Origin of the sequence: Paraburkholderia sp. NPDC080076, from assembly GCF_050281145.1 — a bacterium.
Classification (GTDB): domain Bacteria; phylum Pseudomonadota; class Gammaproteobacteria; order Burkholderiales; family Burkholderiaceae; genus Paraburkholderia.
Map to the genome: position 1 here is coordinate 59,980 of NZ_JBNNWQ010000004.1, position 22,006 is coordinate 81,985.

At 62.4% G+C, this 22,006-nt stretch carries 18 protein-coding genes, 1 tRNA gene and 1 pseudogene; 7 read left to right on the forward strand and 13 right to left on the reverse strand.

Annotation, left to right across the window (positions count from 1 at the left end):
- Positions 1 to 106: 106 nt before the first annotated feature.
- From ACQKRQ_RS17320 to ACQKRQ_RS17335, 4 genes are read right to left on the reverse strand one after another with little or no spacing between them, the layout of a single operon-like run.
- Complete coding sequence (locus ACQKRQ_RS17320; RefSeq protein WP_427478423.1) at positions 107 to 1,741, reverse strand: ABC transporter ATP-binding protein; 1,635 nt, start codon at positions 1,739 to 1,741, stop codon at positions 107 to 109.
- Positions 1,738 to 2,844, reverse strand: a complete 1,107-nt coding sequence (locus ACQKRQ_RS17325; protein ID WP_408175914.1) for an ABC transporter permease — start codon at positions 2,842 to 2,844, stop codon at positions 1,738 to 1,740. Before ACQKRQ_RS17325 ends, ACQKRQ_RS17320 begins: the two co-directional genes overlap by 4 nt.
- On the reverse strand, positions 2,844 to 3,881 hold the full coding sequence (locus ACQKRQ_RS17330) for a microcin C ABC transporter permease YejB (RefSeq protein WP_132373889.1): 1,038 nt from the start codon (positions 3,879 to 3,881) through the stop codon (positions 2,844 to 2,846). The genes ACQKRQ_RS17325 and ACQKRQ_RS17330 overlap by 1 nt, the downstream gene beginning before the upstream one ends.
- A gap of 35 nt (positions 3,882 to 3,916) precedes the next feature.
- On the reverse strand, positions 3,917 to 5,755 hold the full coding sequence (locus ACQKRQ_RS17335) for an extracellular solute-binding protein (RefSeq protein WP_427478425.1): 1,839 nt from the start codon (positions 5,753 to 5,755) through the stop codon (positions 3,917 to 3,919).
- Positions 5,756 to 6,004: 249 nt separating this feature from the next.
- Between ACQKRQ_RS17335 and fabI the strand changes: the two genes are divergently transcribed.
- Positions 6,005 to 6,796: an enoyl-ACP reductase FabI gene (gene fabI / locus ACQKRQ_RS17340; protein WP_427478427.1), complete on the forward strand. Its 792-nt coding sequence runs from the start codon at positions 6,005 to 6,007 to the stop codon at positions 6,794 to 6,796.
- A 145-nt stretch (positions 6,797 to 6,941) separates the two neighbouring features.
- Here fabI and ACQKRQ_RS17345 read toward each other — a convergent pair whose 3' ends face one another.
- On the reverse strand, positions 6,942 to 7,289 hold the full coding sequence (locus tag ACQKRQ_RS17345) for a hypothetical protein (protein WP_427478429.1): 348 nt from the start codon (positions 7,287 to 7,289) through the stop codon (positions 6,942 to 6,944).
- A 711-nt stretch (positions 7,290 to 8,000) separates the two neighbouring features.
- On the opposite strand from ACQKRQ_RS17345, the pseudogene ACQKRQ_RS17350 reads away from it, so the two are divergent.
- Together ACQKRQ_RS17350 and ACQKRQ_RS17355 are read left to right on the forward strand one after the other, a co-directional pair.
- A pseudogene (locus ACQKRQ_RS17350) lies at positions 8,001 to 8,339 on the forward strand (porin); the annotation flags it as partial.
- A gap of 279 nt (positions 8,340 to 8,618) precedes the next feature.
- Positions 8,619 to 9,530, forward strand: a complete 912-nt coding sequence (locus ACQKRQ_RS17355; RefSeq protein WP_427478430.1) for an amidohydrolase family protein — start codon at positions 8,619 to 8,621, stop codon at positions 9,528 to 9,530.
- A 159-nt stretch (positions 9,531 to 9,689) separates the two neighbouring features.
- Here ACQKRQ_RS17355 and ACQKRQ_RS17360 read toward each other — a convergent pair.
- From ACQKRQ_RS17360 to cysS, 6 genes are all read right to left on the reverse strand, one after another.
- A tRNA-Ser gene (locus ACQKRQ_RS17360) sits at positions 9,690 to 9,783 on the reverse strand.
- A 181-nt stretch (positions 9,784 to 9,964) separates the two neighbouring features.
- A complete protein-coding gene (locus tag ACQKRQ_RS17365) occupies positions 9,965 to 11,215 on the reverse strand; it encodes an aspartate kinase (protein WP_132373884.1) in 1,251 nt (416 codons plus the stop codon).
- Positions 11,216 to 11,599: 384 nt separating this feature from the next.
- Positions 11,600 to 13,036 carry a tRNA lysidine(34) synthetase TilS gene (tilS, locus tag ACQKRQ_RS17370; RefSeq protein ID WP_427478433.1) on the reverse strand — a complete coding sequence of 479 codons (1,437 nt, stop codon included), beginning with the start codon at positions 13,034 to 13,036 and terminating at the stop codon, positions 11,600 to 11,602.
- A 48-nt stretch (positions 13,037 to 13,084) separates the two neighbouring features.
- The gene (locus ACQKRQ_RS17375; protein WP_007181378.1) at positions 13,085 to 14,056 is read right to left on the reverse strand and encodes an acetyl-CoA carboxylase carboxyltransferase subunit alpha; all 972 of its coding nucleotides are present in this window, start codon (positions 14,054 to 14,056) and stop codon (positions 13,085 to 13,087) included.
- Between the two features lie 124 nt (positions 14,057 to 14,180).
- Positions 14,181 to 15,230, reverse strand: a complete 1,050-nt coding sequence (locus ACQKRQ_RS17380) for a DNA-3-methyladenine glycosylase family protein (protein ID WP_132373882.1) — start codon at positions 15,228 to 15,230, stop codon at positions 14,181 to 14,183.
- 47 nt (positions 15,231 to 15,277) lie between these two features.
- Positions 15,278 to 16,675, reverse strand: a complete 1,398-nt coding sequence (gene cysS, locus ACQKRQ_RS17385) for a cysteine--tRNA ligase (protein WP_132373881.1) — start codon at positions 16,673 to 16,675, stop codon at positions 15,278 to 15,280.
- Positions 16,676 to 16,906: 231 nt separating this feature from the next.
- Here cysS and ACQKRQ_RS17390 point away from each other — a divergent pair, with 231 nt between their 5' ends.
- From ACQKRQ_RS17390 to ACQKRQ_RS17405, 4 genes are all read left to right on the forward strand, one after another.
- A complete protein-coding gene (locus ACQKRQ_RS17390) occupies positions 16,907 to 17,707 on the forward strand; it encodes a tetratricopeptide repeat protein (RefSeq protein WP_408282675.1) in 801 nt (266 codons plus the stop codon).
- A gap of 50 nt (positions 17,708 to 17,757) precedes the next feature.
- Positions 17,758 to 18,339: a peptidylprolyl isomerase gene (locus ACQKRQ_RS17395; RefSeq protein ID WP_132373879.1), complete on the forward strand. Its 582-nt coding sequence runs from the start codon at positions 17,758 to 17,760 to the stop codon at positions 18,337 to 18,339.
- Positions 18,340 to 18,490: 151 nt separating this feature from the next.
- Positions 18,491 to 18,985, forward strand: a complete 495-nt coding sequence (locus ACQKRQ_RS17400; RefSeq protein WP_063496582.1) for a peptidylprolyl isomerase — start codon at positions 18,491 to 18,493, stop codon at positions 18,983 to 18,985.
- A 47-nt stretch (positions 18,986 to 19,032) separates the two neighbouring features.
- Positions 19,033 to 19,830, forward strand: coding sequence for a UDP-2,3-diacylglucosamine diphosphatase (locus tag ACQKRQ_RS17405; protein WP_427478436.1), 798 nt, complete (start codon positions 19,033 to 19,035; stop codon positions 19,828 to 19,830).
- A gap of 206 nt (positions 19,831 to 20,036) precedes the next feature.
- On the opposite strand, the gene cysE is transcribed toward ACQKRQ_RS17405, so the two are convergent.
- Together cysE and ACQKRQ_RS17415 are read right to left on the reverse strand one after the other, a co-directional pair.
- Positions 20,037 to 20,870 carry a serine O-acetyltransferase gene (gene cysE, locus ACQKRQ_RS17410; protein WP_132373877.1) on the reverse strand — a complete coding sequence of 278 codons (834 nt, stop codon included), beginning with the start codon at positions 20,868 to 20,870 and terminating at the stop codon, positions 20,037 to 20,039.
- 203 nt (positions 20,871 to 21,073) lie between these two features.
- Positions 21,074 to 21,913 carry an RNA methyltransferase gene (locus ACQKRQ_RS17415; RefSeq protein ID WP_427479244.1) on the reverse strand — a complete coding sequence of 280 codons (840 nt, stop codon included), beginning with the start codon at positions 21,911 to 21,913 and terminating at the stop codon, positions 21,074 to 21,076.
- Positions 21,914 to 22,006 lie beyond the last annotated feature (93 nt).

The following is a 22,006-nucleotide window of genomic DNA, read 5'->3' on the forward strand; positions in this document are numbered from 1 at the left end:
TCTACGGAAAAAAGTTTGGTCGATACTAGCCAGTAAGTATTCACATGTCAAAACAAATAGAAAAATACAATCGAGACCCGCACCCAATTGGTGAAAAAGCGGTAAATCAATGGTCCAGCGCGGCTTTCAGCAGCTTTCGAGTGTAGGGGTGGGCGGGTGTCGCAAAAATCTCCTCAACCTCGCCACTTTCGACGATCGAACCGTTTTGCATGACCGCGACACGATGCGCCATTGCCCCGATTACCGCTAAGTCGTGGCTAATAAAAACGAAGCCAAGGTTGTACTTCTGTTGCAACCCGGCGAGCAGTTTCAGCACCTGCTGTTGAATGGAAACATCGAGCGCGCTGGTCGGTTCGTCGAGGATCAGGATGCGCGGTTCCAGCACCAGCGCGCGCGCAATCGCGATCCGCTGACGCTGCCCGCCGGAGAATTCGTGCGGATAGCGTTGCAGCACCGTGCGATCGAGCCCGACTTCGCGCAGCACTGAGATCACCTTCTCCCGGCGCGCTTGCGGCGTCATGGTCGGCCGGTGCAACGCGAGCCCTTCGCCGACAATCCGTTCGATGGTCTGGCGCGGCGAAAGCGAACTGAACGGATCCTGGAAGACAACCTGCATGTTCGAGCGTAAGGCGGTCTGTTCGGCGCCGCGATAGCTGCCGAGCGCCCTGCCCTGAAACTCGATCTCGCCGTGCACGGTGCGTTGCAGGCCGAGCAAGGCCATCGCCAGCGTCGATTTGCCCGAACCCGATTCGCCGACGATCCCGAGCGTCTCGCCTTGGCGCACCGACACGTTCGCGTCCGCAACGGCGCGAAACCGTCCCGAGCGAAACCACCCGCTGAAACCCGGCAGCTTCGTTTTGAAATCGACCGAAATCCCGCGCGCCTCGAGCAGCACGGGCGAAATCGGCAAAACCGGCACGACCGTGCGTTCCGGGCGGCTCGCCAGCAGACGTTGCGTGTACGGATGCTGCGGCGACGCGAACACCTGCTCGACCGGCCCGCTCTCCACCAGAACGCCCTTCTCCATCACCGCGATGCGTTGCGCGAAGTGGCGAACCAGATTCAGGTCGTGCGTGATCAGCAACACGGCCATGCCGCGTTTTTCCGCCTCGTCGCGTTGCAACTCCAGCAGCAGTTCGACGATCTGCGCGCGGATCGTCACGTCGAGCGCCGTGGTCGGCTCGTCGGCCAGCAGAAGACGCGGACGGCACGCCAGCGCCATCGCGATCATCGCGCGCTGGCGCTGGCCGCCCGACAGCTGATGCGGATAGCTGTTCACGCGCTTGCCCGGCTCGGCGATGCCGGTGCGCCCCAGGAGCGCCACGGCGCGCTTGCGCGCCTCGTTCGCCGTCACGCCGTCATGCACGACGATGGTTTCCGCAATCTGATCGCCGACCGTGTAGAGCGGATTGAGCGCGGTCATCGGCTCCTGAAAAATCATCGCGATGTCCGAGCCGCGCAAGCCGCGCATCTCGCGCTCGGTTTTGCCGAGCAGGTCTTCGCCGTCGAAACGGATCGACCCGCTCACCTGCGCGTCGCTCAACAGTCGCAGGATCGACAGCGCGATCACGCTTTTGCCCGAACCTGATTCGCCGACCAGCGCCACCCGTTCGCCGCGCTGGATCGCGAGCGTGACGTCGCTCACCGCGACCGTATCGCCGAAACGCACGTGCAGATGGTCCAGTTCGAGCAGCGGCTGCGTCGTGGCCGGTGGCGCATTGTTTTGCAAGTTCGCGCTCATTGATTGCCTCCGGCGCGCATGGCATCGGAGATACGGGTGTCGAGTGCATTGCGCAGCGCGTCGCCCATGAAGGTCAGCAGCAACAGCATTGCCACCAGGACGCCGAAGGTGGACAACGAAATCCACCACGCGTCGAGGTTCGCCTTGCCTTGCGCGAGCAGTTCGCCGAGGCTTGGCGTCGGCGACGGCACGCCCAGGCCGAGAAAGTCGAGGCTCGTCAGCGCGAGAATCGCGCCGCTCATGCGAAACGGCAGGAACGTGATCACCGGCGTGAGACTATTGGGCAGCACATGCCGCCACATGATCTGCCAGTTCGACAGCCCCATTGCGCGCGCCGCGCGCACGTAATCCTGCTGGCGATTGCGCAGGAACTCCGCGCGCACGTAATCGGACAAGCCGATCCAGCCGAACAGCGAGAGCAGCACGATCAGCAGAATGAAGCCCGGCTCGAAGATCGACGAAAAGATGATCAGCAGGTAAAGCTCCGGCATGGCGCTCCAGATTTCGATCAGACGCTGCCCGATGATATCGGTACGTCCTCCGAAATAACCTTGCACGGCGCCCGCTGCGATTCCGAGTATCGTACCGATCAGCGTCAGCACCAGCCCGAATTCCACGGATACGCGGAAGCCGTAGAGCAGACGCGCGAACAGATCGCGGCCGCGGTCGTCGGTGCCGAGCCAGTTCTCGCGCGACGGCGGCGCCGGGTTCGGCGCCTTCGAAAAGTAATTCAGCGTGTCGTAGTAGTAGTGATTCGGCGGATACACGGCGAAATTGCCCGGCGCGTCGAAACGATGCTTGATATACGGATCGAGATAATCGGCCGGCGTCGGGAAATCGCCGCCGAAGGTGGTCTCGGCGTAGGTCTTGAACATCGGGAAATACAGGCTGCCGTCGTAGCGCACCACGAGCGGTTTGTCGTTCGACCACAACGGGCCGGCCAGACTCGCCGCGAATGCCACGACGAACACGATCAGGCTCCAGTAGCCCAGACGCTGCTGGCGAAAACGCTGCCACACACGGCGCGCGGGCGAAGGCGAGACGAATACGCGCGCCGGTTCGGTGCGCGCCGACGCATCGGCGGAAAGACGGGCTCGATTCATCAGCGCTCCAGTTGTTCGAATTGGATGCGGGGATCGACCCACACGTAGCAAAGATCGGAGATCAGCTTGGTCGCGAGCCCGATCAGCGTGAACAGATACAGCGTGCCGAGCACGACCGGATAATCGCGCCGCACCACCGATTCGTAGGAGAGCAGCCCGAGGCCATCGAGCGAAAACAGCGTCTCGATCAGCAGACTGCCGGTAAAGAACGCGCCGATAAACGCGGCCGGAAAACCGACGATCAGCGGCAACAGCGCATTGCGGAACACGTGCTTCCACAGCACGCGCTTTTCGGACAACCCTTTGGCGCGCGCGGTGAGCACGTATTGCTTGCGGATCTCATCGAGAAAGGCATTTTTCGTCAACATGGTGACGACCGCAAAACTGCCCACGACCGAGGCCGTGATCGGCAATGCAATATGCCACAGATAGTCGAGAATCTTGCCTACGACACTTAGTTGCGCCCAGTTGTCCGAAGTGAGATTGCGCAGCGGGAACAGTTGCAGGAACGTACCGCCGCCGAACAGCACGAGCAGCAAAACACCCAGCACGAAGCCCGGAATCGCGTAGCCGACCAGCACCACGAGGCTCGTCGCGACATCGAAGCGCGAACCGTTGCGTATTGCCTTCGCAATGCCGAGCGGCACCGATATCAGATACGTCAGAAAGAATGTCCATAAGCCGATGCTGATCGACACCGGCAGCTTGGAGACGATCAGCGACCACACGCTTTGATGGCGGAAGTAGCTCTGACCGAGATCGAACGTCGAGAAGCGCTTGAGCATCAGCACGTAGCGTTCGAGCGGCGGTTTGTCGAAGCCGTATAGCGCCTTGAGTTGCGCGATCTGCTGCGCGTCGACACCGGTATGCGCGCGCAGACCGAACGGCGCGCCGTTCTCGGCGCCTTTGCGCAACTCGTGCTGCATCTGCTCGACCGGGCCACCGGGAACGAACTGGATCACGGCGAAGGTCAGCGTCAGCACGCCGAGCAAAGTCGGGATCATCAGCAGCAGGCGTTTGAGGATGTAACTCCACATGGCGGCGTTTCCGAATGAATGACGCGTTAGCGCGGTTAAGGTTGCGCTTGCGGCTGCGATTGCGACTGTGGCTGCGCGAACCACCACATCGACGTGATCCAGCCTTCCGCCGAATAGTACAGGGGCAGCGTTTTCGGCCATGCAAGGCCGCGCTTGAACGCCACCCGATGCGTCGCGCTGTACCAGTGCGGCACGACATAGTAGCCATGCATCAACACACGGTCGAGCGCGTGCGTGGCGTCGACCAGTTGCTCGCGCGTCTGCGCATGCACGAGCGCGTTCAGGATCGCATCCACTACCGGCGACTTCAGCCCGATCATGTTATCGGAACCCTGCGTATCGGCGGCCTTGCTGCCGAATCGCTCGATCTGCTCGGAGCCGGGCACCTGCACGTCCGGCATGCGGATGGTGGTGGTGTCGAAATCGAATGCGTCTAGCCGCTTCTGATAGACCGCGAAATCCGACACGCGAAACGTGGCCTGGATGCCCAACTTCTGCAGATTACGGATGAAGGTCGCGACGATCGGCTCCATCTGCGCGGACGAGCCGGAGTCGTCGAGAATCTCGAAGCGGAACGGTTCGCCCTTGGCGTTGCGCAACGCGCCATCGCGGTAAGTCCAGCCGGCCTCCTGCAAGAGCGCGCGCGCCTCCAGCAGGTTGGCGCGCAGCGAGCCGGGAGGATCGGTATCCGGCTGTTTCGGCGGCGGACCGAACACGGCCGGGTCGAGCTTCGCGCGCCACGGCTCGAGCAAGGCCAACTCACCCGGCGAAGGCAGACCCTTCGCCTGCAAATCGGTGTTGGCGAAGAAACTGTCGATACGCGTGTACTGATTGAAGAACAACTGCCGATTGAGCCACTGAAAGTCGAGCGCAAGATCCAGCGCCTTGCGCACGCGCACGTCCTGAAACAACGGCCGCCGCGTGTTCAGCATGAAGCCCTGCATGCCGGTGCCGTTATGTTGCGCAAACACCTGCTTGATCAGCTCACCGCTATCGAATTTCTTGCCGACATCACGCCGCACCCAGTTGCGCGCGACGTATTCGACCAGGGCGTCGTACTCGCCGGCCTTGAACGCCTCCAGTCGCGCCGTGCTATCCGAATACAGCTTGTAGACGACGCGATCGAAGTTATACATGCCGACGCGCACCGGCAGCGCCGCGCCCCAGTAATTCGGGTCGCGCCGGTACGTAATCGTGCGGCCGTTGTCGTATTGCTCGATCAGATAAGGTCCGCTGCCGATCGGCTTTTCGAACGCGAGCTGGTCGAACGGAATGCGGCTGCCGTCCGGTTTCATTCCCCACTTGCGCGAGAACACCGGTATGCCGCCCGCGAGCAACGGCAGCTCGCGATTGCGCTGGTGAAACTCGAAGCGGATCGTGTGCGGATCGACCACCACCGCGCGCGTGATCTCGCCGAAGATCGAGGCGAATTGCGGCGCGGCCTGCGGGCTTTTCAGCGTGTCGAGCGAGAACTTGACGTCGTCGGCGGTGACCGGATCGCCGTTCGAAAACCGCGCGCGCGGATTGATGTGGAAGGTCACCGACAGGCCATCCGGTGCGATGTTGATGTCGTCGGCGAGCAGCCCGTAAGCGGATGCCACTTCGTCGCTGCTGCCGGTGGTAAGGCTTTCGAACATCAGGTCCACACCCGGCGCCGTATTGCCGCGCAGTGTGAAGGGATTGAATTTGTCGAAGCTGGTGAGGCGGCTCGGATTGGCCAGCACCAGCGTGCCGCCCTTCGGCGCGTCCGGATTGACGTAGTCGAAGTGCTTGAAATCCGCCGGATATTTCGGCTCACCGTATTGCGCGATCGCATAGACCGCGTGCGCCCGCGGCGCCACGAGAAGACCAGCCACGGCCAGCGCGCCGCACATCAGCGCTGTGCAAGCGGAGCGCCATGAACGCGGCGCAATCGCGAGGCCGGCACGCAAGGGTCTGTGAATCGCGCTGCACGGGAGTGCACGAGGCGTTGGAACCCGTCGCGAGCCAGTTGTCATGGGGGCCTTGTTGGTCAGTGGGCAATTGCAGTGTGAGAGAATTCTACCCAATAAACCCGCGCGATCCGCACGTCCATTGCTCACATTGTCGACGTGCGCGGCGCGCCGATCCGATCAGGAGATTTCATGGGCTTCCTCGCTGGTAAACGTATCCTGCTGACTGGCCTGCTGTCGAACCGTTCGATTGCCTACGGCATCGCGCAAGCCTGCAAGCGCGAAGGCGCCGAGCTGGCGTTCACCTATGTCGGCGAGCGCTTCAAGGATCGCATCACCGAGTTCGCCAACGAGTTCCGCAGCGATCTGGTGTTCCCCTGCGACGTCGCCGACGACGCGCAGATCGACGCCCTCTTCGTCTCACTCAAGCAACGCTGGGACGGCCTCGACGGTCTCGTTCACTCGATCGGCTTTGCGCCGCGCGAAGCGATTGCTGGCGATTTTCTCGACGGCATGACGCGCGAAAATTTCCGCATCGCGCACGACATCTCCGCGTACAGCTTCCCGGCGCTCGCCAAAGCCGCGCAATCCATGTTCACGCCGGACGCGTCGCTACTCACGCTGAGCTACCTGGGCGCCGAGCGCGCGATTCCGAACTACAACACCATGGGTCTCGCCAAAGCTTCACTCGAAGCCAGCGTGCGTTATCTGGCGGTCTCGCTCGGCGCGAAAGGCGTGCGCGTCAACGGTATTTCGGCGGGCCCGATCAGGACGCTGGCCGCGAGCGGCATCAAGGGCTTCGGCAAAATTCTCGAATTCGTGGAACAGAACGCGCCGCTCAAGCGCAACGTCACGATCGAACAGGTCGGCAATACGGCGGCGTTCCTGCTGTCGAATCTGGCGGCCGGCGTAACGGCGGAAATCGTGCACGTCGATAGCGGCTTTAGCGCGGTAGTGGGTGGCATGGCTGCCGTGGCGGATTGAACAACGCGCCTTGCGCGTGAGCGCGTACCGCTTTGTGTGCGCCACTGCATTTTGCTGGCTTGTTGCAGAAGCCCAACAAAAAAACCGCCTTTTTCAGGCGGTTTTTCTTTGACGCCGCGATTCGATCAACCGCGGGTCTGGATGCTTAGTGCCAGCCGCGATGATTGTCGTAGTGGTCGTGACCATAGTTGTAATGGCCCGGGGGATGATGACGATACCAGTCATCGCGCGCCCAGTAGCGGCGTCCGTCCCAGTAGCGGTCGCCATGCCAGCCGACGACGATCGCCGGGCCGCCGTAGTACACGGGCGCTGGTTGATAGACGACTGGCGGCGGGGGCGGAGGCGGCGGTGCATAAACCGGTGCCGGCGCGACGTAGACCGGCGCGGGAATGCCGATGTTGACACCAACACTGAGACCGCCGGCCATTGCGACACCCGACGCACCCAGCGCGAAAACCCCGATCAAAAGTGGAACAAGACGAGCGGACTTCATCGATCACCCTTTGGAAGAATGTGTTGTTGGCGGAAATATAGCGCAAGGCGCCGCTGCGCGTATTTCAAGTTTGTAATAACTGATGCATAACATCGCATGCGTGGCCGGCCGGTTACGTCTCGTTACATTGGACATGGTTTTGGTGAAGAAGCGGTGGCGTTGTAATCAGAGCGCGGCGCAATGCAAGGCGGCTCTGCTCGCCGCACGTTCATGCACCGGGGCATTCGGTCGACGGCGATATGCGCAGCTAGGCACGCATGGCATTTGTCATTTCCAGCGCGGACAATATCCGTAGGATGTCGAAGCATTATTTCTTCATGCGTCTGCCCTGCGTCGGCGCAGAAACGCTCTCGCTCGGTTTAGGTTGTATCGAATGGGAGCTGCTTCGAAGCGCCAGTCGATCCGGCTCATACGGCGATGCTCGTTTAAGGCGTAGCACGCCGCCGCCACAGCGGACTCACGCAGCCATCCGCCATTTGTGTCGCGCATGCGAAACGAACATTTGTTGTTCGAAAGAACATATCTGCGAAAATTCAACCGTGGCCGGTCGTCCGATCTCTAATCGGCTCCCTAATGTTGAATCTCCCGGCATCATTTGAAATGCTGCGAAAATCCGAATAAATCGAATGGTTTTACCTAATGTCTCACAAGCATACCAGTTATACGATGACTTATACCAAATGACGATAGCTCGCTGTTCGCTAGGGAACCGTGTTCAACACGTGCGGCGTGATTTCGACATATCGCATCACGCCCGCTGTGACAGTCGGCGCCGGGTACAGCAACACGTGCGCGAGCAAGGCGAACGGCATGAGCGATCCGGCGCGCTATCACTAGATCTCGCTGGAGCAGACCTACAACCGCTCTACGCCCACTACGTTGTACGCGCTGAAGGCGTAACAGCTCGCACGCGGCAAGACGCTGATCGCGGCGGGCGGCGCCACGATCATTACCGATGCGGTGGCGGTGGTGGGCGACTCGCAGAATAGGACGTCGCTGTCGTCGGGGCCATTGCAGTTCGTTGGGATGGTGGGGCCGCAGCACGCGTTTCGAGTGCGGCTTGCAGCGGCGATTGACGAACGGCGCAGACCCGCGCACGAAATCGGCCGCGAGAGCACGCCGTGGGACTTCGCGGGTTCCGGCTAACCCACGCTCAGTGATCCGGCGAACCAGCCACTCAGACAACGTTCGCTGCTTCTCAAGACGCCGACAGCAAGGCGACGACAACCTGCCATCTGCCTCCTCACAGGACGCCGAACCGACTCGTGCTAACCTCGCCGGACAAGCACTGCGCTTCAGTGCTGGCTCTCGCGTACGGAGACCTGGACGATGGACTGCGCCGCCCTGCCGATCCTTGATTGTCACCAACACTTCTACGACGCCCGGCGCTTCCATTACCCCGTGTTCGCGACGCGCAGCGAAGGCTTCGAAGCCCTCGTCGGCGACTACAGTGCGCTCCCCCGCATCTACTTACCCGACGACTACGCGCGCGACACGAGCGCGTTGAATGTCGTCGGCACAGTCTGGGCGGAATTCATTTCGACCGATCCGGTGGGCGAAACACGCTGGGCGCAGGACCTTGCGAACACCACAGGACGCCCGGACGGCATCATTGCTTTGGTCGATTTTTCGAGTCCCGATCTGCCGGACACGCTGGACGCGTATGCATCAGCGAATCGGATCCGTTGCGTTCGCCAGCATCTGGGTTGGCACCCGGCGAACCCGCTGCTTCGCTATGCACCGGCGCCGGACCTCATGTCGGACGCGGCATGGCGACGCGGACTCGCTGCGCTGCGCGGGCGCAATCTGATCTGCGAAATCGAGATATTCGCCCCGCAACTTCCCGAACTCGCATCGCTCGCGACTGCGTTTCCAGACATTCAGTTCGTGCTGCCTGTGCTGGGCTGGCCGCTCGTTCTGACTAGCGAAGGCCAGGCGGCGTGGCGACGTGGAATGACGTTGGTCGGCGCGTGTCCCAATGTGGCTGTCAAAATTTTTGGGCTGGAATGCATCTTCGGCATTCATTGGACGGTCGCTCAGGTTCGCCCTTGGATACTGCAAGCCATCGAGGTTTTTGGGCCCGAACGCTGCATGTTTGCGAGTCATATGCCGATCAGCAAGCTGGCTTGCAGTTTCGAACAGCTTTATCGCGCGTACTTCGAGATGATTGCAGAGTTCAGTGCTTCTGAGCAACGAAGACTGCTCCATGACACGGCAGTTCGGATTTACAAGCTGAGCTAAACGTTAACTTGGAGGACCGAATTGCGTGCGTGATTGCACATACGGTCACGAATGAGATGGAGCGACAGCAGGCCGTCACTGTACCAATCCACTCGCACTGCAACGCCCAAAAAACAAAACCCCGCAGAGCCTAGACTCTGCGGGGTTTGCCACCATCACTGGCGGAGACGGAGGGATTCGAACCCTCGATCCAGGTTTTGGCCCAGATGCTCCCTTAGCAGGGGAGTGCCTTCGACCTCTCGGCCACGTCTCCCAAACTTTCGGTCGCGCAGGGAGTCAGCGCGACGAAGCCAAGATAATAGCGGGCCGAACCGCGAAGGTCAATGTCTCCCGAACATTTTTTGTGCCAGTTTCGTCACCGGCGACGCAATTTATTCACCTCGGCCGCGCAAAACAAACGGAGCGCTCTTGTCCACCCCGTTGTTCGAAGCAAATTACGCTTGATCCAGTTCGAACGCTTTATGCAGCGCGCGCACGGCGAGCTCCATGTACTTCTCGTCGATCAGCACCGAGATCTTGATTTCGGAGGTCGAGATCATCTGAATGTTGATGCCCTCTTCCGACAGCGTGCGGAACATCGTGCTCGCGATACCGACGTGCGAACGCATGCCGACGCCGACCACCGAGACCTTCGACACCTTCGGATCGCCCAGCACCTGCTCGGCCTGCACGTGGCCCTTCACCTGGGTCGTGAGGATGTCCATGGCGCGCTGATAATCGCCGCGGCCGACCGTAAACGTGAACGCCGTTTTGCCTTCCACGCTCTGGTTCTGGATGATCATGTCGACGTCGATATTCGCGTCCGCCACCGGGCCGAGAATCTGATACGCGATGCCCGGCTTGTCGGGCACACCCATCACGGCAATGCGAGCTTCGTCGCGCTGAAACGCGATGCCCGAGATGACTGCTTTTTCCATGGTCTCGTCTTCTTCAAAAGTAATCAGGGTGCCCGACTTCATTTCAGCGTCGAGCGGTATCAGCGGATCGGTCAAGCTCGACAACACACGTGTCTTCACCTGATATTTGCCGGCGAATTCCACCGAGCGGATCTGCAGCACCTTCGAACCCAGGCTTGCCATTTCCAGCATTTCTTCGAACGTCACGCGATCGAGCCGGCGCGCTTCTTCGACCACGCGCGGGTCGGTCGTGTAGACCCCGTCGACGTCCGTGTAAATCAGGCACTCATCGGCTTTCAACGCGGCCGCGACCGCGACCGCCGACGTATCCGAACCGCCACGGCCGAGCGTAGTGATATTGCCGTCAGGATCGATGCCCTGGAAGCCGGTGATCACCACCACCTTGCCTGCGTCGAGATCGCGCAGCACGCGCTCGCCGTCGATTTCGCTGATGCGCGCTTTCGTGAACGCGCTATCCGTTTTGACCGGCACTTGCCAGCCGGCGTAGCTGACCGCTTCGACGCCGGCTTCCTGCAGCGCGATAGCCAGCAAACCCGAGCTGACCTGCTCGCCCGTGGCGGCGATCATGTCGAGTTCGCGCGGGTTCGGCTGACCCGTGATTTCTTTCGCGAGACCGAGCAAGCGGTTGGTTTCGCCGGACATCGCCGACGGCACGACGACCATCTTGTGGCCAGCCTTGTGCCATTTCGCGACGCGCTTGGCGACGTTCTTGATGCGCTCGACCGAGCCCATCGAGGTGCCGCCGTATTTATGTACGATGAGTGCCATTGTCGTTCTGAACTGGAGGAGAAACCGCGCTGGCGCGCTGGAGACGACCGCACAAAAGCACAGGCGCGCAACGTCTTGTGAACGACGGCAGAGTGTGTGGCGGCGTAAATGCAGCACGCGTGCAGCACGCGCGGATTTGCCCGGGAATGATCGCTGATGGCTTACCGGAAACGACGGATCACGATCGAAAACCGACTAATTCAACAAAAGCGACGGCGAAATCGGGTCGGGCAAACAAGTAAACGTACCCGATCGAGGGCAAAAAGACAAGCCGGAAAGGCTATTGGAATGCGCCAAATAAGGGCTGCAAAGGCCTGTTTCATGCGGATTTGCGCCCTATTTCCGGATTCACCGCGCGGCTAATCCACGTGTCCGACCGGCCGGTCAGGCGATCAGCAGATCCTCGCGCCAGATGATCTTGACGCGTGTTTCGGCCTCGTCGACCTGTTCCGGCAACGTTGCGCGATTGACGCCGAGCAGAGGCACGAACAGCAGATCGTCGCCGACGTAAAGCAGCGGCACGTCGCGCTTCCACGCGGGAACCCCGCGCTCCTGGAACAGATTTTTCAGCGTGCGGCTCGGTGCATTGCGCGCTTCGCTCGTGCGCATCCGCTCGCCGCCGCTGCGCGATCGCGCGCTCAACACGGCGCGCCGTAGAACGCTCGCGGGAATCGTGTCGGAGTCGCCGGCGGCAACGTCTGCGTCGGCGAATACGAAAGTGCCGCGCCATTGCGGCAAACGCCAGATCGACTCACCTTGCCACGCGAGTTCGCTGATCGCGCGAGCGGCGAGCGCGGTTTCGTCGGCGGGCTCGTTGCTGTCGCCCGCTTCCCAATAGACGAGGCCGCGATAGCTACGCAATGCATGACCCGCGTGATCGATACGCAGACCGTGGCCCTCGCCTGCCGCGCCAATCTCACGCAGCTGACGCAGCGCATCGCCGAGACGCGCGCTCGATGCGGCGACGAAACCCAACGTGCGCATCCAGTAACGCATCAGGTTGAGCGCGCGATCATCGTCGAACGCGACCAATGCATCGTGCGATAGAGCACGCCCTTCGTCGCGTGAAGCGGATTCCATATCGATGCGCGCCAGCGCGTCGAGCAAACGCTGCGCGGATGCCGCATGCGCCGCCGTGCGCGCGAGCGCGTCGCGAAACCCTGGAAAGTGGACGGCCAACGCCGGCGTCACCTCGTGGCGCAATGCATTGCGTGCGTAGCGTGTATCGGCGTTCGACTCGTCGTCGATCCATTGCAACGCACGCTCGCTCGCGTATTGCTCGAGTTGCGCGCGCAGCACATGAAGCAAAGGCCGCACGCGCGTCGCTGACGCATCCGCCGGCAAATACTCGGGCGCCATCGCGGCAAGACCCGCGAGACCCGCGCCACGCAGCAATTGCAACAGCACGGTTTCCGCCTGATCGTCCGCATGCTGCGCGAGCCACAACGTGGCGACATCGCGCGACGCGCACATGTCGTCCAGCGCGCGATAACGCGCATCGCGCGCGGCGGCTTCGACACTCACGCCCGCGTCACGCGACACCTCGACGCGCTCTACCGCGAACTCGACGCCACGCTCCCGCGCAAACGCCTCGCAGTGCGCGAGCCACGCATCGGCATGCGCGCTCAGCCCATGATGCACATGCAGCGCGAGACAACGCGACGCGCCCGCGACACGCACCGCCGCATCGAGCAGCACACTCGAATCCACGCCGCCACTGAACGCAATCGCAATACGCGCGTTAGCGGGCAGCGTAGACAACGAAAAGCCGACGGCCTCGAGAACGAGGCGGTCGGCGGGCGTTTCGGCGGTGGGGATCACGTCACTCGCGCGCTGGGCGCTGCAGGACGAAAGAGAACGCGCGCGGGCTCACGCACCCGGCGTCGTTTCCTTGAACTTGCCGTACGACATCAGCCGTTCGAAACGGCGTTGACGCAGGTCGTTGATGCTCATGCCCTGGAACTGGCGCAGCGAATCGGCGAGCGCACGGCGCAACATGGCGGCCATGCCTTTCGGATCGCGATGCGCGCCACCCAGCGGCTCGTTGACGATCTTGTCGATCAGACCGAGCGCCTTCAGACGATGCGCGGTCAGGCCGAGCGCTTCCGCGGCTTCCGGCGCTTTCGCGGCGCTCTTCCACAGAATGGAGGCGCAGCCTTCCGGCGAGATCACCGAATAGGTCGAGAATTGCAGCATCAGCACGCTGTCGCCGACGGCGATCGCCAGCGCGCCGCCCGAACCACCCTCGCCGATGATCGTCGCGATCAGCGGCGTCTTCAGCTCGGCCATGACGTACAGATTGCGGCCGATCGCTTCCGACTGGCCGCGCTCTTCCGCGCCAATGCCCGGGTACGCGCCCGGCGTATCGATGAACGTGAAAATCGGCAAGCCGAATTTTTCGGCGAGACGCATCAGACGTTCGGCCTTGCGATAGCCTTCCGGACGCGGCATGCCGAAGTTGCGCAGCGCGCGCTCCTTGGTGTCGCGGCCCTTCTGATGGCCGATCACCATGCACGCCTGGCCGTTGAAGCGCGCGAGGCCGCCGACGATCGACAGGTCGTCCGCATAGTTGCGGTCGCCGTGCAGTTCATGGAAATCGGTGAACAGCTCGTTGACGTAGTCGAACGTGTACGGACGTTGCGGATGACGGGCGATTTGCGAAACCTGCCACGGCGTGAGGTTCGCGTACAGATCTTTGGTGAGCTGTTGACTCTTCTTGGACAGCCGCTCGATCTCTTCCGAAATATCGACGGCCGAATCGTCCTGCACGAAGCGCAATTCTTCGATCTTCGCTTCGAGTTCAGCGATCGGCTGTTCGAAATCCAGAAACGTGGTCTTCATTGTTTGTAATCCTTGGACTTACCGGCAGCGCGTATTCTAACCGCGCTCGCCGATGTCAAAACCATTTCGCAACTATCAATCTTTAACAATCGATAGCTTTTGAAATGGTCCCGTTTCTTCTTTTTCAGTAGTCGACCGGCAACGGATCAAGACTACGCCACATATACCAGGTGGCGACGGTGCGCCACGGCTCCCAGTTGGCGGCGACCTCGCGCGCTTCGCTGCGTGTGACCGGTTCGCCGCTGAAGTAGTTGACACTGATCGCACGAATCAGGCCCAGGTCGTCGAGCGGCAGCACGTCGGGGCGCGACAGGTTGAAGATCAGGAACATCTCCGCCGTCCAGCGGCCGATGCCGCGAATCTGCGTGAGTTCGGCGATCACCGCCTCGTCTTCCATCGACGTCCATTTACCGACGTGCAGCGCACCCGAAACGAAATGCTGCGCGAGATCGAGCACGTATTCGGCTTTGCGCTTGGACAACCCGCACGTGGTCAGCTTCTCCAGACCGAGCTTGATGAACTGTTGCGGCACCAGCTTCGGACAGGCGGCCTCGACTTTCGCCCAGGCGGCTTGCGCGGACGCGACCGAAATCTGCTGGCCGACCACCGAGCGCGCGAGCGTGACGAACGGATCGCCGCGGCTCAGCAGATGCACCGGGCCGAACTTCGGAATCAGTTTCTTCAGAATGCGATCGCGCTTGACGAGGTCGGCACAAGCCTTGTCCCAATAGGCCGGACGCGTGACTTCAGGCGTGAGGCCGCCGATCTGCACCGGCACCGCGACCTCGCTCGCGCTCGCCGCTTCGCCGCCCGCGGTTGCGGACGCGCGCGTCTTGCGCACGACTTCGCCTTCGTGCCCCTCGACCGTTACGCGGGCGAGCTCCTGCACGTCGCCGGCCAATTCAGCCGGCAAGGCGCCATTGCTCTTCAAACGCGGCGCCTTCGCGCGCTTCGCGAGAGGCGCATGCGCCGACGCGCCATTGAGCCCGCGCTTCACGGCGGTCTTTGTCGCTGCACCCGCTGCCGTCTTGGCCGCCACCCCGGCGGCTTTCGACGATGCTTTCCTTACCGCGCCGCCGCCCGTGCGAGCCGACGTGCGTGTCGACTTTGCCGCGGTTGCCGCGTTTGTTTGAGACGCGGCTCGTTTAGCCGGCGTCTTCGTGGCCGTTGCCATCCTGCCTCCTGCCTGGCGAGTCGATCAAAGGGTAAGTCGAGGTGCGCTCACACGCGCCGCCACTCGGTCAACCCGCCGGGTTTGTCTTCAAGTGCAACGCCGGCCTCGAGCAATTCGGCCCGGATCCGGTCTGCTGCCGCATAGTCCTTCGCCTGCTTGGCGGCCACGCGCGCCGCGATCTTCGCTTCGATCGCGGCGGGCTCGAGCGCGCCTTCGGCTGCTGCCCCCGCTGCCTGCTGCAGGTACGCACGCGGCTCGCGGCCGAGCAGTCCGATCACCGCGCCCAGCGAGCGCAACTGACGGGCCAGCGCGGGGTCGCGCGTGCGGTTCACTTCTGTTGCCAACTCGAACAACACCGACACTGCAACCGGTGTGTTGAAGTCGTCGTTCATTGCTGCCTGGAAACGCTGCGCATGCGCTTCGTTCCAGTCGAGCTCGGCGTCGTCCGGCGTGACGTCCTTCAGCGCGGTGTACAAACGCGCGAGGGCGTTGCGGGCGTCGTCGATATGCACGTCGCTGTAATTCAACGGCGAGCGGTAATGCGCGCGTGCGATGAAGAAACGCACGACCTCGGCATCGTACTGCGCCAATACTTCGCGGATCGTAAAGAAGTTGTTCAACGACTTCGACATCTTCTCATTGTCGATCTGTACGTAGCCGTTGTGCATCCAGAAATTGACGAACGTTTGACCGGTAGCGGCTTCACTTTGCGCTATTTCGTTTTCATGGTGCGGAAACTGCAGGTCCTGTCCGCCGCCGTGAATGTCGAAATGTTCGCCGAGCAACGTGCAGCCCATCGCCGAGCATTCGATATGCCAGCCGGGACGGCCGCGCCCATATTTCGAATCCCAGCCGGTGTCGGCGGGCTCTTCCGGCTTGGCCTGCTTCCACAGCACGAAGTCGAGCGGGTCCTGCTTCGCGTCGTTCGCCGCGACGCGTTCGCCCGCGCGCAGATCTTCGAGCGACTTGCCCGAGAGCTTGCCGTAGTTCGCGAACTTGCGCACCGCATAGTTCACGTCGCCGTCACTCGCCTGATAGGCGTAGCCGTTCGCTTCGAGCTGCTCGATCATGCCAAGCATCTGCGGAATGAAATCCGTGGCGCGCGGTTCGATGTCGGGCCGCTGAATGCCGAGCGCGTCCGCGTCTTCATGCAGCGCCTTGATGAAGCGATCGGTCAGCGCTTTGATCGTTTCGCCGTTCTCCACTGCGCGCCGGATGATCTTGTCATCAATATCCGTGATATTGCGCACATAGGTCACGTCGTAGCCGAGCGTGCGCAACCAGCGCTGCACGATGTCGAACACGACCATCACCCGCGCATGACCGACGTGACAATAGTCGTACACGGTCATCCCGCAGACGTACATCCGCACGACGCCTTCTTGCAGCGGCACGAAAGTTTGCTTGTCACGCGCGAGCGTGTTGTAGATGCGCAGTGATTCCATAGAGAACGGTGCGTGGGCCGAAAGAAATCCGCAATGTGTTTCATGCGCGCCGCGCCCCGCGAACAAATGGCGGGTGCGTTGCATACAGCAAAACCGGTGCACCTGGTGCGGCGGTCAGGCTGCGATCAAGGCGGAGACGACCACGAGTGGCGAAAAGACAGTTTGCGGTTCGACGGAACGCGCAGACCTTTTGTTAGAATGGGTCGGAGTATAACATCCAGACCTGAGCCTATGAAACCTTCAAGCGGCCGCGCGCGCAGCGCTGCGACCCTCGCCGCGGCGGCCTTCGGTGGCGTCGCGCGCGGCATGAGCGGCGGCGTCGCTCTCGGCGCCACGCGTGCCCTCACGTTGCGCGTCACCCTGGCTGTCGCCCTTGCCGCCGTGCCCGCCTCGGCCGCCTTCGCGCAGAAAGCCGCCACGCGGCCGCAGGGCCCCGCCGTGCGCGACAACACGCCGGAAATCGACGCGTCGATCGCGCAGAAAAACTGGGCGGCCTCGCTGACCCAGCTCGACGCACGCATCGCCTCGAATCCACGCGACGCGCAAGCAAAGTTCAAGCGCGGCACGGTGCTCGCCCATCTGAATCGCGACGACGAAGCCATCGCCGCGTTCACCGAACTCACGCAGACGTACCCCGAGTTGCCCGAGCCCTATAACAACCTCGCCGCGCTTTATGCGAAGCAAGGCCATTATGCCGAAGCGCGCGCCGCGCTGGAAACGGCAACCAAGGTCAACCCGGGCTACAGCCTCGCGTACGAGAATCTCGGCGACCTGTATCTGCGCATGGCCAACGAGGCCTATCGCCGCGCACAGAGCCTCGGCAAGGTGAGCCCCACCACCACGCAGCGCCTCGCGGACATTCAGAAAGTCATCTCGCCGGTCAAGACCCCGACCCAGGCGAAGCAGTCCGCCGTCCCGGAAGACGACTACACCGCTCGCGCCACCTCGAACATGACGCAGACGCCGAGCTTCCAGTACGGCGGCGCGAACGGCTCGCTCGCCATGCCGCCTTACATGGCGCCGTCGAAGTAAAGCCCATTACGCTCTCGCGCAATACGTTTTTTCCAACCCTGAGGATCTTCATGAAATGGTTGATGTTGGCGCTCGGCAGCGCCGCCCTGATCGCAAACGCTCCCGCATTTGCCCAGTCCGGTTCGCAAGCCGCGCATCCGTCCGTCCTCTTCAAGACATCGGAAGGCGACATCCGCGTCGAGTTGTATCCTGAGAAAGCGCCGAAGACGGTCGCCAACTTCCTCGACTACGTGAAGTCCGGCCAGTACAGCGGCACGATTTTCCATCGCGTGATTCGCGGCTTCATGATTCAGGGCGGCGGCTATACGCAGAGCTTCGCGGAGAAGCCGACGCGCGCGCCGATTCCGCTCGAAAGCCGTAACGGTCTGAAGAACATGACGGGCACGCTCGCCATGGCGCGCACCAGCGATCCGAATTCGGCCACCGCGCAGTTCTTCATCAATACGGTGGACAATGCCGGCCTCGACTATCCGAATCCGGACGGCAACGGCTATGCGGTGTTCGGCAAGGTCACGAGCGGCATGGACGTCGTGAAGAAGATCGAAGGCACGCCCACTACCTCGCGCGGCCCGATGAGCGACGTGCCGCAAAAGCCGGTCGTGATCGAGTCGGCCACGGTCGTCGGCAAGTAATTGAAGCAAAGGCGAGCACTGAAAGCGCGCGCAAGACACCGCGCCCACGAGAAAAGCATCAGCGCTCAATCCACGCCCCGGCGCGGCCCGGCGTCAGTTCATGACGACTCGCCGCGCCATTTACCCACCCTGTTCATCAAAGGATTCCATCATGGTTGAACTGCATACGAACCACGGCGTCATCAAACTCGAACTGGACGCTGAAAAGGCGCCGAAGTCGGTTGAGAACTTCCTCAATTACGTGAAGGCCGGCCACTACGACAACACGGTGTTCCACCGCGTGATCGACGGCTTCATGATCCAGGGCGGCGGCTTCGAACCCGGCATGAAGCAGAAGCCGACGGCCGAGCCGATCACCAACGAAGCGAACAACGGTCTGAAGAACGTGAACGGCTCGGTCGCCATGGCTCGCACGAACGACCCGCATTCGGCAACGGCACAATTCTTCATCAACGTGAACGACAACGACTTCCTGAACCATTCGTCGCCGACGCCGCAGGGCTGGGGCTACGCCGTGTTCGGCAAGGTCGTCGAAGGCATGGACATCGTCGAGAAGATCAAGAAGGTCAAGACGGGTTCGAAGGGCTTCCATCAGGACGTGCCGGCGGACGACGTGGTGATCGAAAAGGCTGTGATCGTCGACTGAACGTGAACGAAGCGTCGACTCGTTCGAACTGACATCAGGCACCTTCAATGCTGCAAGAAACGCCGCTGCGAAGCGTCGCCGCGGGCGTGCCTGGCGAGGGCAAACGCCCGCACGCCGCACGCCCGTTTTTTCTCCTCTCCGATATTCATCTGAGCGAGGCGATTCCGCGTACGGTCGCCGCGTTCGAGCATTTCATCCGCTTCACGGCCGAGCAGGCCGATTCGGTTTTCATCCTCGGCGATCTGTTCGAGTACTGGATCGGCGACGACATGCTCGTCGAGCCGTTCGTCGCGCGCATGGCGGCGCTGTTGCATACGTTGTCCGAGCGCGGCATCGCGCTCTACATCATGCACGGCAACCGCGATTTTCTGCTGGGCAAGCGTTTCATGAAAGCGGCCGGCGCGATCTGGCTGCCCGATCCGTTCGTGATCACCGCATTCGGCACGCGCATCGCGCTCGCGCATGGTGATGGCTTGTGCACCGCGGATCGCGGCTATCAATTGTTCCGGCATTTTGCGCGCAACCGTTTCGCGCAGATGCTGTTTCTCGCGTGGCCGTTACGCTGGCGTCAGAAACTCGCCGAGAACATGCGCGCGAAAAGCGACCAAGGCCGCTCGCGGCCGGTTTCGCCGAAGTACGACGTGACGGCGGCGGCCGTGGCCGCGTTATTCAAGTCGTCGAAAACGGCGACCGTCATTCATGGGCACACGCACCGGCCGGCGCGGCATCGCGAGCCGGGCGGCACGCGCTGGGTTTTGCCGGATTGGGATCTCGACCACGGCGAGCGCCGTGGCGGGTATTTGCGTATCGATGCTGAAGGGATTCGGGCGTTGCCGTTAGGTTGAAGGTGGTGGTGCGGGTGAATGCAGCGCCGCGGGCTCTCCGCATGTCAGCGCTTTCGTTGGTTGAATGCGATCGTAATGATTGATCGCAGAGCGACTGTCGCAGCGCATGCCAGCGTCGATACGGCCGTGTCTCCGCGTCGCATGCCGCATTGGCGTTAGCGCCGGCCGCCAGCGTGAACGGCGGCATCGTCGTCTGCAAGCAGACGTCAACGCTCCGCCGCCGCCCCTTCCACCTTGCCTGCAATCGCGGCCGACAACCGCCGCAGATCGAGCAACGCCGCATCCGCGCCTTGCAGTCCTTCGAGACTCGTACCCAGCCGCTCCAATGCGTCGACGATTTCGTCGATGCGTTTCGCCTGGGTGGCGGCGTGATCGATCAGGCCATGAATCGCCAGCGACACCGGATCGTCCGCGTTCGGCGTAATGCCGTATGCGCAGAAGCCGCTGCTTCCGGCGGAGCGTTTGACGTCGCGCGCGGCGCCGTTGGAACCCGCATTCGCCGCCTCTGAAACCACTGCGGCCGCCGCCGGCACGATGATCCGCGCCGGATTACCCACCGCCGTGCCACGCGCGGGCACGGGCTTCGTCACCACCGCGTTCGATCCGATCTTCGCCTCCGCGCCGATCGTAAAACCGCCGAGCACCTTCGCACCCGCGCCCACGATCACGCCGCGCTCGAGCGTCGGATGCCGTTTTGCGCCACGCGTGAGCGACGTGCCGCCGAGCGTGACGCCCTGATAGATCGTGCAGTCGTCGCCGATCTGCGCGGTCTCGCCGATCACCACGCCCATGCCGTGATCGATGAACACGCGCCGCCCGAGCGTCGCGCCCGGATGGATTTCGATGCCGGTCATGAAGCGCGCCATCTGCGAGATGAAACGCGCGAACCAGCGGCGTTTAGCCCGCCAGCATGCATGCGCGAGCCGGTGCAGTACGAGCGCGTGCAGGCCCGGATAACACGTGAGGACTTCCCAGGCGCTGCGGGCGGCGGGGTCGCGCTCGCGGATCGTGGCGATGTCTTCGCGAAGTCTCGTGAACATGGCAGGGACTGTGTTGTGGGAGAAAGGGCCGCTCGCGCGACCTGGCGCGCGCCACGGCACGGCTTGCCGGATAGCACGGCGGCAGCTTTGCTTAGAACGTTTTGAGGATTGTAGGGGGATTGCGGAAAACCTGCCGGAAGTCCACGCTGCCGGCGGGGTCGTCGCCGGCTATCGGAAAAGCATTCAGGAACGGCATGCGGCGCTCAGGACGCGTCGCCGTCCTTGGACTTGGTCTTCAACAGAATGTGCTTGGCGATGCCGCGCACGATATTCACTTCCTCGCGCTCGAGACCCGAGCGTGCAAAGAGACGCCGCAGACGCGACATCAGCTTCTTCGGATTGGCGGGATCGAGAAATTCGAGCGCGACAAGCGCGCTTTCCAGATGCGTGAACATGCTTTCGATTTCGTCGCTCGCGGCGCGTGCGCCTGCCGGCTCGCCCTGCCCCGCAGCCGCCCGAGCCGCAGCCACTTGAACCGCCGTGGGCGCGCTATCGGCCGACAGATACATCGTGCGCAACTCATACGCCAACACCTGCACGGCCTGCGCGAGATTGAGCGAGCTATAAGCCGGATTGGCAGGAATATGCGCCAGCGCGCTGCATCGCTCGACGTCCTCGTTCGACAAACCCGTGCGCTCGTTGCCGAACACCAGCGCGATCTCGCCATGCACCGCCTGCTCGCGCGCGACGCCCGCCGCGGCGCGCGGCGTCCATTGCGGCGGCCCGTATTCGCGCAGCCGCGCGGTCAGCGCGATCGACCAGTGCACGCCGTTCAGGGCGTCGGCGAGCGTCGGCACGACGTGCGCGGAGGCCAGCACGTCGTCGGCGCCGCTTGCCATGGCGATGGCTTCCGGATCGCTCTGCACGTGGGGCACGCGTGGCGACACCAGCACGAGCCGCGAGAACCCCATGGTTTTCAGCGCGCGCGCCGCGGCGCCGACATTGCCCGGATGGCTCGGCTCGACGAGCACGAAGCGCGTCGAGGTGAAGCCCCCACGCAGTTCGGCTACGTCAGGATCGGAAGAATGGTGGGTGTGGTCCACGATGGAATTCTGCATGCTAAAGACGCGTATGGTAGCGCCAACGCCGCAGCCAGTCCGATTTGCATGCGAACGCGCTTGCCAATGCCGCGTAAA

Coding starts and splice junctions, on each gene's coding strand:
- ACQKRQ_RS17320 (WP_427478423.1), bottom strand. CDS start 1,741: ATGAGCGCGAACTTGCAAAACAATGCGCCACCGGCCACGACGCAGCCG.
- ACQKRQ_RS17325 (WP_408175914.1), bottom strand. CDS start 2,844: ATGAATCGAGCCCGTCTTTCCGCCGATGCGTCGGCGCGCACCGAACCG.
- ACQKRQ_RS17330 (WP_132373889.1), bottom strand. CDS start 3,881: ATGTGGAGTTACATCCTCAAACGCCTGCTGCTGATGATCCCGACTTTG.
- ACQKRQ_RS17335 (WP_427478425.1), bottom strand. CDS start 5,755: ATGTGCGGCGCGCTGGCCGTGGCTGGTCTTCTCGTGGCGCCGCGGGCG.
- fabI (WP_427478427.1), top strand. CDS start 6,005: ATGGGCTTCCTCGCTGGTAAACGTATCCTGCTGACTGGCCTGCTGTCG.
- ACQKRQ_RS17345 (WP_427478429.1), bottom strand. CDS start 7,289: ATGAAGTCCGCTCGTCTTGTTCCACTTTTGATCGGGGTTTTCGCGCTG.
- ACQKRQ_RS17355 (WP_427478430.1), top strand. CDS start 8,619: ATGGACTGCGCCGCCCTGCCGATCCTTGATTGTCACCAACACTTCTAC.
- ACQKRQ_RS17365 (WP_132373884.1), bottom strand. CDS start 11,215: ATGGCACTCATCGTACATAAATACGGCGGCACCTCGATGGGCTCGGTC.
- ACQKRQ_RS17375 (WP_007181378.1), bottom strand. CDS start 14,056: ATGAAGACCACGTTTCTGGATTTCGAACAGCCGATCGCTGAACTCGAA.
- ACQKRQ_RS17380 (WP_132373882.1), bottom strand. CDS start 15,230: ATGGCAACGGCCACGAAGACGCCGGCTAAACGAGCCGCGTCTCAAACA.
- cysS (WP_132373881.1), bottom strand. CDS start 16,675: ATGGAATCACTGCGCATCTACAACACGCTCGCGCGTGACAAGCAAACT.
- ACQKRQ_RS17390 (WP_408282675.1), top strand. CDS start 16,907: ATGAAACCTTCAAGCGGCCGCGCGCGCAGCGCTGCGACCCTCGCCGCG.
- ACQKRQ_RS17395 (WP_132373879.1), top strand. CDS start 17,758: ATGAAATGGTTGATGTTGGCGCTCGGCAGCGCCGCCCTGATCGCAAAC.
- ACQKRQ_RS17400 (WP_063496582.1), top strand. CDS start 18,491: ATGGTTGAACTGCATACGAACCACGGCGTCATCAAACTCGAACTGGAC.
- ACQKRQ_RS17405 (WP_427478436.1), top strand. CDS start 19,033: ATGCTGCAAGAAACGCCGCTGCGAAGCGTCGCCGCGGGCGTGCCTGGC.
- cysE (WP_132373877.1), bottom strand. CDS start 20,870: ATGTTCACGAGACTTCGCGAAGACATCGCCACGATCCGCGAGCGCGAC.